We start from the raw sequence: 13,201 nt of genomic DNA, 5'->3' as shown, positions 1-13,201 counted from the left end.
ATAAAGAGACCCTGTTTCATCGTCTTACCCCCAGACTTGCGCGAGCAGGCGGCGGAAATTGCCCCCGAGCACCGCGGTGATGTTTTCGTTGGAATAGCCCCGGCGGATCAGTTCCTCGGTCAGGTCGAAGACCTTGAGCGGATGGTCGAAGCCGTCGATGTCGATCTTGTCGCGAAAGCCGTAGCTCGCCTTGTAGCCCTGCTTGAGCAGCGCATATTCGTCCGGCGCCATATCGTCATAGCCGTTGAGATCGGCGTCCGAGCCGATGCCGACATGCTCGATGCCGGTCAGCTTCGCGACATGGTCGATATGGTCGGCCATATGCCCGACGTTGGTCGGGTCGGTCAGCCGCACGAACATCCGCACCCCGGTGATGCCCATCACCCCGCCCTTCGCGGCGAGCGCCTTGATCGCGGCATCGGTCTTGACGCGCGGATGGTCGACCAGCGCGCGGGCGTTGCTGTGGGTGATCGCGATCGGCCCCTTGGCGATGTCGACCGCGTCGAGCGTCGTCTTGTCGCCGCAATGCGAGACATCGATCAGCATCTTCGTCTTTTCCATCTCGGCGATGATCGCGGCACCATAGTCGCTGACCCCGCCATCGACGCGCTCGGTGCTGCCCGACCCGATCATGTTCTGGCTGTTATAGGTAAGCTGCGCGCAGCGCAGACCGAGGCGGCGAAAGGTCGCGACGTCCTCGATCTTTTCGAACTGCTCGGCGTTCTGGATGCCCATGATGACGGCGCATTTCCGGTCGACCTTAGCACGGTCGAGGTCGTCCACGGTGTCGACGAGGGTGAAGACATGGCTGTTGCGCCCGGCAAAGCCCTGCCAGCCGGCGAGGAACTCGAGTCCCTGCGCGCGGGCGTCGGGGCCGCCGAGGCCATAGGCGTTGTGGAAACCAGTGATGCCGCTCGCCCGGAACTCCGCTGCCTCCGCATCGGTCAGCCGATGCGCGACATAGTCGGGCGACATGGTGATCTTGAGCGGGGCAAGCATGTCGATGACGAGCGACGACGCGACCAGGTCGACGGCGCGGCGCGAATAGCTGCGCCCCGGCGCGGCGGCAAAGGCGAAGGCGCTCCGGCCGATCATCGGCGCGGACAAAGCGGTGCCCACCGCGCCGGCGACGAGTGCGCGGCGCGTCAGCGGGAATGACGTCTTCATTCCACCCTCCAACTCACGAAATTTACAATTTCAAGACTATTGTCCTAATCAGAGAATTGTCAACCCAAATAGGACGTCTTCACCGTCTAACCCCAAATTTCTTCCGGACAATGGATCCGCCCGCCCGCGTAACGCACCCCCGGATCGCGATCGGTCGCGAGGAAGGTCGGGCCGTCGAGATCGACGATGTCGCACAGCTGGCCAAGGACGAACGACGGCGCCATCGACAGGCTGCTGCCCATCATATTGCCGACCATCACGTCGAGACCGAGCAGCTTTGCCTGCCGCGCGATCGCCAGCCCCTCGGTCAGCCCGCCGCATTTATCGAGCTTGATGTTCACCACATCGAAGCGGCCGACGAGCGAGGCGGTATCGGCGAGCGTCACCGCGCTCTCGTCGGCGACGAAAGGCAGCGGCCGCTTCAATCCGTCGAGATCGGCTTCACGCCCGCGCGCAAGCGGCTGTTCAAGCTGCGCGACGCCATTCGCAACCAGAACCGGCAGCAACTCGCGCAGCGGCGCGATGCTATAGCCCTGGTTGGCGTCGACCCCGATCCAGGCGTCGGGCCGCGCGGCGCGGATCGCTTCAACGCGCGCGATGTCCTCGCCGAGATCGCCGGTCAGCTTGACCTTGACCGGCGCATCCGGATCGAGCGCCAGCGCGGCGCGCGCCATCGTCCCCGGCGCGTCGGCACCGAGCGTCAGCGTCGAAAGCAGCGGCTGCGGCGCCGCCAGCCCGGCGAGGTCCCACACCGGTCTGCCCGCCTGTTTCGCCTCGAGCTCCCAGAAGGCGCAGTCGATCGCGTTGCGCGCGCCGCCTGCGGGGAGCAGCTCCTGCAATTGCTCACGGGTTACCCCGGCCTCGATCGCCCCGCGGACGCGCTGCGCCTCGCCCAGCATATGGTCGATGTCGTCGGCGAGATAATAGACCCCCGCCCCCTCGCCGCGCCCGCTGTGTGTGCCATCCGAAATTTCGGCGACAAGCAGCGCGGTCTCGGTGAAGACATGCCCCGAAATGCGGAACGGCTGGTGATAGGGAAAGCGCTCGACCCGAAGGTCGAGCGCCAGTTTCTGCTTGCCCATCGTCGCCATCAATACACCATGTTGAAGCCATAGAGGTGGAAGGCGAGCGTGACCCACACCAGTGGAAGCGCCGCCAGCACGAGCAGCACCGCGCCGAGCTTCATCGTCCAGCGACGCTTGCCTTTGATGCTCTGTCCCAGATGCCACACCGCGGTGACCAGCAGCCCGAAGGTCGCGAGCGGCGTCAGGATACGCAGCAGGTGGATCAGCCAGTCGAGCGGTCCGCCGATGCTGCCGATATCAGCCGAGAAGGCCATGATCAGCCCAATCCAGCCCGCGAGCGCCGCGAGCACCAGCCAGGCGAAGAGCCGCGACAGGCGGTAGGCGCGGCGCGCCTTCCCCTCGAGCGCGAAGTCGGCCTTGAAGCTGCGCCGGACCAGCGCGCGCACCGGCCAGGCCAGTGCGGCGAGCAGGACGATGCCCAGCGCGAAGATCAGCGCCGGGTTGAGCCAGGCGGCGTTGGTACCGGCAGGCGCGGGTTCGAACACCATGAACGGCGAGCCGGCATCGACGCTCCACCGCGTGACGCGGCCGTCCTTGACCTCGGCGGCGAGCCGTTCACCGGTGCCGGTGTCGCGCCACACGAACGGCTCGACCTCGACCCAGTCGCGCGCACCGGCGCCAAGGCCGTCGAGCGCCGGCAGGGCGATCTTGCCATCCTCGGTCAGCCCGATCGTCGCCTGTCCGAGCAGCCCGAACAGGCTCATGAAATTGGTGAAGCTGCCGCGGCTGCTTTCGTAATTTCCGACCATCATCTGCGCGTGCGCGGCGGCGGTCTTTGCGTCGACCGTTCCCGGCTTTTCGGTGCCGGGCAGGTAGCGGTCGGCGAATTTGTGGAACAAAGCGCTGCGCACCGCACCCGCGTCGCCCGCCTTACCGGGGCTGTTCATCGAGATATAGACGCCGATGTCGGCATCGGGGAAAAGCCACAGATAGGAGTGGAACCAGACGGTGTCGCCGCCATGCGCGATCGCGCGGTGGCCGTTGACCCATTGTTCGTAGAAACCGAGCGCCATGCTGTTGAGCGGGCCGACGCCGGGCGCCTTATAATCGTGCATCATCTTCGCGGTTTCGGGCTTGAGCAGCCCGGCGCCGTCGTTGAGGTGCGCGATCATGAACTTCCCCATGTCGGCGCCTGACGCCGACAAGCTGCCGGCCGGCGCGGGGATCACCATTTCGAACGGCTGCGCCTTGCCGGTCACGTCGGGATAGCCCTTCGACATATGCGCCTCGAGCGCCTTGGGAAGCGGCTGGCGGAACGACGCGTGCGTCATGCCGAGCGGCGCGAAGATATGCTTTTCGACATAGGAGTCGAAATCCTCGCCGCTCGCCCGCTCGACGATATAGCCCGCGAGCGCGGTCGCGTAATTGGAGTAAGCCGGCGTCGTGCCCGGCGCAAAGACGCGGTCGGGCAGCGCCAGCGGCATCTGCTTCTTCAGCGTCATGACCGCCTTGGGATCGCTGCTGATCAGGTAACGCACCGATTCCTGAAAACCCGCAGTGTGCGTCATGATGTTGCGCAGCGTGATCGGCTTGCCCTGATAAGGCGGAATCTTGAAATCGAGATAGGCGTTGACGTCCTTGTCGAGATCGACCTTGCCCGCCTCGACCTGCTGCATCACCGCGGTCCAGGTGAACAGCTTCGACACCGAACCGGGACGGAACAAGGTGGTTTCGGGCAGCACCGGCGCGCGCTTGGCGACGTCGGCGAAGCCATAACCCTTTTCCAGCACGACCTGGCCGTCCTTGACCACGACGACGACCGCTCCGGGAATGCGCGCGCGTTCGATCGCATAGGGGAGATAGCCGTCGAGCCAGGCCTCAAGGTCGGCGCGGTCGAGCGTCACCGGCGCGGCGGCGGTTTTGGCGGCAGATGTCGCGGGCACCGCGACCTTCTTGGCGGGCGGCGCGACCGCCGGCCCCTGCGCCATCAACGGCACCGCCGCGAGCGCGGCCAGTCCGATCATCAGCTTGCGAACAAAACGCATCGCGACCTCCCTTTTGCTGGCGCCCTCACTTAACCTTGCAGCGAGCCGCGCGACCCCTTACCAAGGGACCAACAACTGTTAGCCCAATAGGGACATAATGATCCTGATTAGAAAATTGTCAAACGGCTTGTGGCAGCGCTGATGGCGAACCGGACAAAGCCCCCCACGCTGGGCGAGGTGATGCGCGGCATAAGGTCGCGAAATCGCTGGACGCTCAAGGAGATGAGCGCCCAGTCGGGCATCCCCGTATCGACGCTGTCGAAGGTCGAGCACGACCGGCTGACGCTCAGCTATGACAAGCTCCAGCAGCTCAGCCAGCGGCTGAACATGCGGATGTCCGACCTGTTCGCCGAGGATTCGGAGGACGCGTCGCCGCGCCCGACCGGCCGCCGCAGCGTCGGCACGATCGACAATGCGGTGCGCGTCACCACCGACAATTACGACTATCACTACCTTTGCACCGACCTGCGCCAGAAACGCATGATCCCGATCCTGACGCGTATCCGCGCGCACAGCGCGACCGAATTCGGCGAACTGGTCCACCATCAGGGCGAGGAATTCATCTATGTCCTCGAGGGCCGGATGGCGGTGCACACCGAATATTACGACCCGGTGGTGCTCGAAGTCGGCCAGGGCATCTATCTCGATTCGTCGATGGGCCACGCCTATGTCGTCGCCGAGGGATGCGAGGAGGCACTCGTCCTCGGCGTCTGCTCGAGCGCTGACGACGGGCTCATGGATTCGCTGATGAGCCTGCACGGCGAAGGCGAAGGCGGCCTTTGAACGCCCTGGACGTCTCACGTCCATAGGCGCGGCACGCGGCCGCCGCGTACGCAAAGCGAAGGGAAGAGCGACAAACCGATGAGTGCGCCCCCCAAAACGAAGCTCGCGGTCGCGGCGGAGGAGGAGATGGCAATCCGCGCCGCGGTTCGCGCCGCCGACCTTTCCCTGCTCGGCGCCAGATATCATCTGGCGGACGCGCGCCATATCGAGGGCCTGATCGCGCTGCTGTCCGATCCCGCCGTCTCCGATCCGATCTACGACCTGCCAAGACCATTCACCCACGATGTCCTATCGGCGTGGATCTCCGATGCGCGCGACAGGCAGGCGCGCGGCGAAGCGATATTGGCGGTCTCGGTGGACGAGGATGGGGACGTCGCCGGATATTCCTATTTCACCGTCTGGCCCGAGCGCTCGGCAGCCGAACTCGCCGGGGCGCAGCGCGCCGATGGACAAGGCCAGGGCCGCGGAAAAACAGGCGCAGCGCGCAGTTTCGGCTGGATGTTCGACCATCTTGGCGTGCGGTTGATCGGCCTCACCGCGGCCATGGACAATCTGCGGTCGGCACGCGTCATCGAGGCCGCAGGATTCCTGTCGCAGGGCGAAAGACGGAGCGTCCGACCCGACGGATCGATACGCGTGTCACGCTATTGGGAACTCGCGCGCGAACAATGGCGAAGCCGCGGGCAAACCGGCGCTTGACCCGGCGCGGCTGACGGCTTCGAGGAGGTCGGCGGCTCGGTTATCACACGACAACGGGATTCGGGGGATCGGCATTGACGGGACGGGACACGCGGACGCGAGGCGGTTTGCCGGCCTCCAGCCGCACACGGCCGGCGATCGCGGCGACGATCGCGGTCGGCGGCTTGCTCGCCATGGGGTGGTATATCGTCAGCGACCGGCAGGAGCCGCAGGCCGCAGCACCGCTCACGATCGATACCGTCGTCACGGCGCCTGCGGTCCTCACCGGCGGCACGTTCAAGCTTCCCGACGGCAGCGGCGTCACGCTGACCGACGGCGCAATTCTGGAAAACAAGTTCGACGACCAGCAACGCCGCGTTATTCTCTTCGGCGGTCATGCCCGCTTCGACGTCGCGCACGACGCCACACGCCCCTTCATCGTCCTTGGTGCCGGTTCGAGAACCACCGCGCTCGGCACGATCTTCGAGGTCGACCTTCGCCGCAGCCGCCCGCGCGTGTCGCTGATCGAAGGGGTGATCGAGGTCGCCTCGCGCAATTCCGACCGAAGCGTCCGTCTGCGGCCGGGTGAAACCGCCGAGGTCGTCACCTCCGACGTCCGGATCCTGCCTTCGATGCGGTCCGCGGCCGGCCCGGTCGCGATCGACGCCGACAGGATGCCGCTCGGCGACATCGTCGCCCGCGCCAATACCGTGAACGCCGTGAAAATCCGCCTCACCGAACCCGCGATCGAAACGATCGAGGTCAGTGGCCGTTTCGATCTTGCCGACCCCGCCGCGCTGGCGCGTGAACTCGCCGCGAAACTCGATCTCGGGGTCGAGATACGCGCCGACGCGATCATCATCGGACCCGCACCCAAAAAACCGGGGAGATAAACCGCCCCCGCCACTTTCCGCGCCACCTGTCGAGCCGCCCTTTCGTCAATCGATCGCTCGGGTTACAGCTGTAGTCGGCGGCCACGACCGCTCGAGTATTGCCGGTCATGCAAGGCCGGCAAAGTGCCGATGCGGTACAATCAGATTCTGCGCCACGACGCTTGTCTTCGCCCCGGCACGCTGATAGAGGCGCCCATCGTTGCCGCTTTAGCTCAGTTGGTAGAGCACATCATTCGTAATGATGGGGTCACAGGTTCGAGTCCTGTAAGCGGCACCATCGACCCCATAATTCAATCACTTAGCTGGATGCAATCGCGTCGAGTGCTGCCGGCACGCACCCAACTTTTCTCAGGCGAACTCTGGTGAAACTTCGGCGCACAGGCCGAGCAGCTGTTGAACAAGGGATGGACCGGAGAGATCGACCGTCGCCGTTACGAGCTCGTGATCGCAGCCAGCAATGTTGTATCGCCCCGTCTCGCCGTGCGAGTTCAACCCCGCGTGATGCGGGTAGAGGAGCATGACCCGAGGGCAGCCGTACAGCCGGGAATAGGCCATCATCTGGTAAACGTCGGCCTGTCCCACACCTTGCTTGGGGTCTTCGATCCGGTCCGAAATGCGCTTCCACTTCGTGTCGATGACCATGACCGGCTCGGAGGCTCGATAAACGACGATGTCGGGTCGAACCTGAAAGCGGCGTGATCCCGCTTGATCGACAAGGCAATAATGCCGTCGGTCCTGCGCACGCACCGATAGGCCTGTCCCCTTCAAAGCCTTTTCGAGCATTCGCGCGACGTAAATCTCGAAAAGATCGTTCATCGGGAAGAGAAGGGAGAATCCCGGAGCGCGACCATGGGACGTCGTCTGGTAATCGCCTTGCAACAGCAGTCGCGCAAGGTCGCGCAACCCCCGCCACCTGTGATTGGTTCGATCGAGCGTGATGGCGTCCCAACGAAGCGCTCCGATCGGCACCAGCGAGATGTCGGAATAGATCAAGTCGAGTTCTCGAAGACGCCGCTGATTCTCGGGTGCTCGCGATACTTGTGCAAGGCGCCCTATTGCCGCTTTGAAGACCTGATTAAGCGGGATGTCGGGCGTCAATTCCTCGAACCGGCATGCCATCTTCTGGGGTGAGAAGGCGAGCGTCGTAAACTGACGCTGCACATCAAGACGACCTCGAAGCACGGCGAGATCATCCTCTTGCCCCACATAGCGGCGCGGCATGCCTTCCCGGAGAGCATCATTGAGGCGACGGCAAAACAGCCCGATCAGAACTTCGAGAATCGTGTGCTTTTGCGATCCTAGCTGAACAGCCTCGCCCACCGATAGATCGAGTTCATATGCCGCCGCGAGCATATGAATCAGGCGTTCTCTGATATTGGTTCGGCCGGCTTCGTCCTCCGCGGTTCCGAGCCCCTCGATCTTCGGCAGGATTTCGACAGAACATCCCTGGGCGGCAATCACTCCGACCACCTGCTGCGCGCGAAGCCGACGGTGATGATCGGTAAAAATTCGTCCGCCATCTGTGCCGCCTACATCGGTCGCTCCCGCAACCGCAATCAATCGGTCGGCAAGGTCGCGCGTGAAGGCGCCGTCACCCGGCGGGTCGATCGTCAGGTAGTTCCACTCGCTGACCGTTCGGTGGATCATTGCAGCCCAGCGTAGGCGTCAGCCTCAAATCTTTCTCGGACGCGCCAGCGATGTCGTTCGCCACCATATTCTGCTTCGATGCCCGGCGGCGCCGTCAATAGTTCGCGAACCAGGAAGCGCTCGCCGGCCGGATCACCTAGAACCGCAGCTATCTTGGCCCAGTCTTCATGGAAATATTCGGCGAGGAGCGGGATGATACGGAAACGGAAAACATCGTCCACCTCCGAGCGCGTCCGGCACCCGATCAGGAAGGCGTGCCCGATCTGGTGCTCGCGATCGAACAGATACTCAATCCGATCATTCAGCCGCCGCAACAGAAGTGCCAGATCGAGGCCTTCGACATCGCTTAGAATTTCCGGCTCCGGCATGATTTCGCGGAATATGAAGCGCCGACGAAGCGCGGTATCGAGAAGCGCAATTGACCGGTCGGCGGTGTTCATCGTCCCGACTATGTGGAGGTTCGATGGCACGCCGAAGCTATGCTTGGAATAAGGGAGCGTGACCCGCAATTCATAGGGCGCGCCAAGACGCTTGTCGGGTTCGATCAGCGTGATGAGCTCGCCGAAGACCTTGGAGATATTGGCGCGGTTGATCTCGTCGCAGATCAGCACAAACTGCGCTGGCTCAAGCGCACTGCGGCCGCTGCCCGGAAGAAACAGAGCCAGCGCCTCCTTGTTGAGATGCTCCTCATTCAGAAGGTAGCAGGACCATTGCATGAAGGGCCGGCTATAAAAGCTGATCGGCAACGGTTCGTCCGCGACGAACAGCCAGCGGACAGCACGGCGGTGGTTATAATCCTGCTCTCCTGTGGGATTATATTCGTAAGGCCCCATGACCTCGGCGATAGCGCGGAACCGGTTGTTCCCGTAGGAAACCACCACAAGATCGCCCTCGCGCATATCAGCGCGGAAGCGCGTGGTTTGGACGATATTAGCGTCATTCCCGTTGGTCCCAGGGTGCAACTCATTCCATTTCGCGTGGATCGCTTCGTAGCCCGCATAAGGGGACCAATCGATGTCGCCTCCCCATCCGAGGACGATGTAGTTGCCTTCGATGGCGGCATCGAAAATATAGTCCTCGCTACCAGCCCGTCCGAGCGACATCTTGAAGACGCGGCGCCCCGACATGTCGAAGGGGTCGCTGCCCTCGGAACTGCGCATTGCCTGCTCCGCGACAGTTGCTATTTCGCGAAAGATGCCCGGGGTCGGCTCCAGACTGAAACCACCGGTCGCAGTCTCCTGCCCGTCGCCTCCTGTCGTAGGCCGCAGGCCCTCGACAAAATCTTCGTAGGAATAGGATTGGTGGAAGGTGACGAAACGGATTTGCCCCGCGCCTGCCAGTTCGGCGTAACGAGCGCGGACGTCGATCTCGGACTCTGGCGCCTCGCCATCGCAAAGCCGAACGGCCTCGCGAGCGGTCGCGAACGTCTTGCCAGTCCCCGGCGGGCCATAAAGGATGAGGTTGGTCGGCATGGCATTGTCCTCGTGAGAGGCGGACGCACCGCCCTCTTCGTGTGAAAGTGTCGGCTGATCGGCGCGATTGACGGCCCAGATGAATCCTTGGACATCCCAGAGATCCCGGGGCTTCCAGTTCCACTCGTCGCGCATGATGTCTTCGATCAAACGGGCCATCGAGAGGGCCTCGCCATATTCGTCGGCCGTGATCGCATTCCACCCGAACAATTTGTGGCCGACTAACGCCTTCGCGCTGTTCTGAAGCGGTTCGGTATTAATTCCATAAGCTTCCGTCGGCCGAAGCAGCGCCGCGACCATCGTCGGAATATTCCGGCTTTCGCTATAGGGTTTGCTCGTCTGCCCCTCGGAAAGAATGGGCCAGATCTGTTCTACGCAGTCCGAGATCGCCGCCGAAATGTCCTCCGCGCGTGCGAGTTGCCCGATCGCGAACTCCAGCTTGTCCGGGTACGCCGAACGGATTTCTGCGATGCGAATATTCGTCCGGTAGCCAAGGAGATTGCTCGCCGCTCCGCCGCGACCCACTAGAATATCGAGCAGCCGCCCACCCAACTTCTCGACCGATTCCGCCTCGACAGTTGCCGCGCGGGCAAGGCTGATCAGCTGATCTTTATAGTGGCGCTCTTCTTCCGCATATCCGCCTCCGCTCTGCTCAAAGTCGACAAAATCGGAGTAGCGCGCCTCGAAGAGGCGCCTGTAACGGGCCAGCGCGGCGCGGTCGACGCCGCGGACCGATTGAGCCTCATACCAGTCGAGCACATCCCCCAGGATTTTCAAATCGGGCGTTTGAACAAGCGATACCCGGCGGGGCGATTGGCCGCCGCGAGCCGCGTGCGACAGACGGGCCGGAAGGTTCGAGTGCCGCGGCTGCTCCGCCAGATAGTGCCGCACTTGCGCCGCGGGGACGGGCGATGGCGAGCCACCATCCTCCACCCAGATTTGAACGGTCTTGGTGTCGCGCTGCAGGGCGATTTGCCGGCCATCTAAGAGATCGAACCCCGCCATCTTTTCGGTATCGAGCGTTGGGTCGCCGAAGCGACGTTGGAGTTCGGCTTCAGCCCAGCTCCGCGCTGACGAAGAGTTGAGCGCAAATCGGAAACGCACGGTTGAGCTATTTGCCGGCCCCTGCCGATCGATGAGTCTCACGTCTGCGAAATCGTTGAACTTGGAGCTGCCGATTGCCGAGCACACGGCCGGCATGGCGTTTTGCAAGCCCATCGCCTTATGAATGTCACCGGAAACAATTTCGACCTCGGCTTCACCCGCGTCTCTCGCCGGTTTGATCATCGTATCGAAAGCAAAGCGCCTGATCCGGTCGGCCTGTGTGGAATCGCCTAAGGCGTCGCCATCGCAGAACTTCAGATAGGCCGTGACGGCCGCTCGGTATGAAGCCAGACTGTTGTAGACGTTTCCGTCGATTTCGATCCTGCTTGAATTAGGGCGACCATTCGCTTCGTCCGCCTTCGAATAGGCAAGGTCAGCGAGGATCGCTTCGAACCTATCGTCGTCAAAGGCTTGGTCGAGGTCACCGTAAAGCGATTCGACGCGGCGTGCGTCGGATAGGCGTGTCGAGATGCTGGCCGAAGCCTGCCCCTGAGCTACCAACCACGCCTTGAAATCGTCGCTCCGCATCAGGCTAGGCGGCGCCCAAAGATGCGATGAAATCTGCTCACCATATCGAGAGCCCACGCATGTTGGCCCGCCCAATCACCATCTTCATATCCGCTCTCGAACGTGACCCGGATCGCCGTCTTCTTGCGCCCGTCTTTCTTCTCCCAAATCAAGCCCTCGCCTGCTTCGGCCTCAATCTCATGTCGAGAGGCGTAGAGCTTGTCGAACTGCTTCCGATCGAAGTCATTCTCATTGTTGAGATTGACCTGGATTTGATGGCGAGCGACGCTGAGGCTTACGTGCGACCCCCGGATGATCGGCGTGAAAGAAACCCAATTGGCTCCAGGTGCCTTGGCGGGCAGCCCACTTGCCTCGGCCGCTCTTGCGAAATCAGCCAGATAATCCTGCAATTCCCCGCTCACGAACATGCCTCCCCCAGCAATCTCCGAATCCCAGCTAAGCTGGCGTGCGTCAAGCCGATCAAACATCGAGCGTCAGAACTTCAGGCGGTGCAGTCGGTGTGCCGCCGTAACAATCGCCCCATCATCACTGACGACGACATAGCTGTCGAGCGAGCGCTCAAGCTTCGAGTAGCGTTCGCGCCCGAACGCGCCAGCCAGCCGCCGCCGCGATTTCTTGTCGAGATAATAAATGTCCGCGCCGCGATGCCGCCGACGCGTGCCATAAGCGAGGATCGCATCCACCGCTTCGGTCGAAATTCCACGCTGCTGGATGCGCTGCCTCGCATGCTTTGTCAGTCCCATGTCGTCCTCCCAATGGTTGCCGAGCATCCAAAATAGGAGATTGGGACGACAAAAACTGTCACCCGCTGAGGCTGAGTTTAAATTGGCCCTAGCCCTTAGGGCAGGGCTTCAAACTCGCGCTGGTGTCCATGCACCATCTCGCGAAGCCGAGCGGGCTGCAGGACCTCGACCGACTTCCCCCATGAATAGAGATGCCAGCACATTTCGAGATGGCCCGAGGCCTTAAAGCGCACAAGCAAGGAGCCATCGGGCTCTTCCTCGATACTCTGCGAAGGGTGGAACACGAACCGCCGGGCATGGGGTGCCGCGTCTGGCGAGAAGCGCCAAATGACGTCGCCATGTTCGGCAGCATTCTCGAACGAGCCAAAGCCCTTTTCGGCATGTTCGCGGATATTGAAGCCCGGATCGATCTCGAAGCTCGAGTCGAGCACCTCGGCCGAGTATATCTCTTCAACCCGGTAATGGCGCAGCGGTGCCGTTGCCGGCTTGGCCGTGTCGCGAGCCACAAGATAGCGGCGCACACCCAGCAAGAGGCCGTGCGGCGCTACCACACGCTCGGTCGGCTTGTCCTGCGTCCGGCGCCGATATGAGATGCGGAGCAGAAAAGGCCCCTTCAGGCTCTCCGATATCGCGCTGTCGACCTCGCTTGTTCCGGCCGGTCGCGGCCCCGGCCGCGCGGCATGCCCCAGTGCTTCGAGCAGGGCTTCCTCATCGACAGCCAATCGTGTGCCCGCATGAGCGGGAATCAGCGCCCTCACCTTCCGTTCCATCTGGCGGACCGTTGCAGCCTCAGCGGCCATGCCGGCCGCGTCGAGCTGGCGAATCGCCGTCGTCATCGCGGCGAGTTCCTCGGCCGACGGCAACAACAAGGGTGCGATCGCGCGCGCGGGGATGCGCCATCGCCGTTTGCGATCATCGCCATCTTCGGGCTCGGCCTGAGGAAAAGCCGCCTCAAGCGCCACCGTCATGCGCTGGGCCGATCGGTGGACACAGCCGAACTCCTCGACAATCTCTTCGAGTGACACCCCGCTACGGCGCGTCGCCATCATCGCCAGCTTGAGAAGGTCCTGGGCCTTTGCAAACGACATCCGATTCTCCATGACAGCTTTTGTCGTC

11 protein-coding genes and 1 tRNA gene are annotated in these 13,201 nt (G+C 62.8%); 4 read left to right on the top strand and 8 right to left on the bottom strand.

The window, feature by feature from the left end:
- Positions 1-24: 24 nt before the first annotated feature.
- From AC3WS4_RS09330 to AC3WS4_RS09320, 3 genes are all read right to left on the bottom strand, one after another.
- Positions 25-1,167 carry a dipeptidase gene (locus AC3WS4_RS09330; RefSeq protein WP_492739149.1) on the bottom strand — a complete coding sequence of 381 codons (1,143 nt, stop codon included), beginning with the start codon at positions 1,165-1,167 and terminating at the stop codon, positions 25-27.
- 86 nt (positions 1,168-1,253) lie between these two features.
- The gene (locus AC3WS4_RS09325; protein ID WP_492739150.1) at positions 1,254-2,258 is read right to left on the bottom strand and encodes a dipeptide epimerase; all 1,005 of its coding nucleotides are present in this window, start codon (positions 2,256-2,258) and stop codon (positions 1,254-1,256) included.
- Positions 2,258-4,237, bottom strand: coding sequence for a serine hydrolase domain-containing protein (locus tag AC3WS4_RS09320; RefSeq protein WP_492739151.1), 1,980 nt, complete (start codon positions 4,235-4,237; stop codon positions 2,258-2,260). The genes AC3WS4_RS09325 and AC3WS4_RS09320 overlap by 1 nt, the downstream gene beginning before the upstream one ends.
- Positions 4,238-4,378: 141 nt before the next feature.
- Here AC3WS4_RS09320 and AC3WS4_RS09315 point away from each other — a divergent pair, with 141 nt between their 5' ends.
- The 4 genes from AC3WS4_RS09315 (at position 4,379) to AC3WS4_RS09300 (ending at position 6,868) form a co-directional block, all read left to right on the top strand.
- Entirely contained in the window at positions 4,379-5,020 is a 642-nt protein-coding gene (locus AC3WS4_RS09315) for a helix-turn-helix domain-containing protein (protein ID WP_187140263.1), read from the top strand.
- Between the two features lie 78 nt (positions 5,021-5,098).
- Positions 5,099-5,719, top strand: a complete 621-nt coding sequence (locus tag AC3WS4_RS09310; protein ID WP_187140262.1) for a GNAT family N-acetyltransferase — start codon at positions 5,099-5,101, stop codon at positions 5,717-5,719.
- Positions 5,720-5,826: 107 nt separating this feature from the next.
- Complete coding sequence (locus AC3WS4_RS09305) at positions 5,827-6,591, top strand: FecR family protein (protein ID WP_492739152.1); 765 nt, start codon at positions 5,827-5,829, stop codon at positions 6,589-6,591.
- Between the two features lie 201 nt (positions 6,592-6,792).
- A tRNA-Thr gene (locus tag AC3WS4_RS09300) sits at positions 6,793-6,868 on the top strand.
- A gap of 71 nt (positions 6,869-6,939) precedes the next feature.
- Here AC3WS4_RS09300 and AC3WS4_RS09295 read toward each other — a convergent pair.
- The 5 genes from AC3WS4_RS09295 to AC3WS4_RS09275 form a co-directional block, all read right to left on the bottom strand.
- Positions 6,940-8,238, bottom strand: coding sequence for an McrC family protein (locus AC3WS4_RS09295; protein ID WP_492739153.1), 1,299 nt, complete (start codon positions 8,236-8,238; stop codon positions 6,940-6,942).
- Complete coding sequence (locus AC3WS4_RS09290; RefSeq protein WP_492739154.1) at positions 8,235-11,342, bottom strand: DUF8426 domain-containing protein; 3,108 nt, start codon at positions 11,340-11,342, stop codon at positions 8,235-8,237. The genes AC3WS4_RS09295 and AC3WS4_RS09290 overlap by 4 nt, the downstream gene beginning before the upstream one ends.
- Complete coding sequence (locus AC3WS4_RS09285) at positions 11,342-11,743, bottom strand: DUF4268 domain-containing protein (RefSeq protein ID WP_492739155.1); 402 nt, start codon at positions 11,741-11,743, stop codon at positions 11,342-11,344. Before AC3WS4_RS09285 ends, AC3WS4_RS09290 begins: the two co-directional genes overlap by 1 nt.
- A 72-nt stretch (positions 11,744-11,815) precedes the next feature.
- The gene (locus AC3WS4_RS09280; RefSeq protein WP_492739156.1) at positions 11,816-12,085 is read right to left on the bottom strand and encodes a DUF4258 domain-containing protein; all 270 of its coding nucleotides are present in this window, start codon (positions 12,083-12,085) and stop codon (positions 11,816-11,818) included.
- 95 nt (positions 12,086-12,180) lie between these two features.
- Positions 12,181-13,134 (bottom strand): helix-turn-helix transcriptional regulator, encoded by a 954-nt coding sequence (locus AC3WS4_RS09275; RefSeq protein ID WP_492739157.1) that lies wholly within the window; start codon positions 13,132-13,134, stop codon positions 12,181-12,183.
- Between the last annotated feature and the right edge of the window lie 67 nt (positions 13,135-13,201).

This window comes from Sphingopyxis sp. EU05-FHT14B03, assembly GCF_058790875.1.
Note: the sequence above shows the minus strand (reverse complement) of the source record. Positions and strands in the feature narration are given on the sequence as shown.

What these genes read in the sequence shown, in the direction of transcription:
- AC3WS4_RS09295 (WP_492739153.1), bottom strand. Translation starts at nt 8,238, where the DNA reads ATGATCCACCGAACGGTCAGCGAGTGGAACTACCTGACGATCGACCCG.
- AC3WS4_RS09330 (WP_492739149.1), bottom strand. Translation starts at nt 1,167, where the DNA reads ATGAAGACGTCATTCCCGCTGACGCGCCGCGCACTCGTCGCCGGCGCG.
- AC3WS4_RS09325 (WP_492739150.1), bottom strand. Translation starts at nt 2,258, where the DNA reads ATGGCGACGATGGGCAAGCAGAAACTGGCGCTCGACCTTCGGGTCGAG.
- AC3WS4_RS09280 (WP_492739156.1), bottom strand. Translation starts at nt 12,085, where the DNA reads ATGGGACTGACAAAGCATGCGAGGCAGCGCATCCAGCAGCGTGGAATT.
- AC3WS4_RS09310 (WP_187140262.1), top strand. Translation starts at nt 5,099, where the DNA reads ATGAGTGCGCCCCCCAAAACGAAGCTCGCGGTCGCGGCGGAGGAGGAG.
- AC3WS4_RS09320 (WP_492739151.1), bottom strand. Translation starts at nt 4,237, where the DNA reads ATGCGTTTTGTTCGCAAGCTGATGATCGGACTGGCCGCGCTCGCGGCG.
- AC3WS4_RS09290 (WP_492739154.1), bottom strand. Translation starts at nt 11,342, where the DNA reads ATGCGGAGCGACGATTTCAAGGCGTGGTTGGTAGCTCAGGGGCAGGCT.
- AC3WS4_RS09315 (WP_187140263.1), top strand. Translation starts at nt 4,379, where the DNA reads ATGGCGAACCGGACAAAGCCCCCCACGCTGGGCGAGGTGATGCGCGGC.
- AC3WS4_RS09275 (WP_492739157.1), bottom strand. Translation starts at nt 13,134, where the DNA reads ATGATGGCGACGCGCCGTAGCGGGGTGTCACTCGAAGAGATTGTCGAG.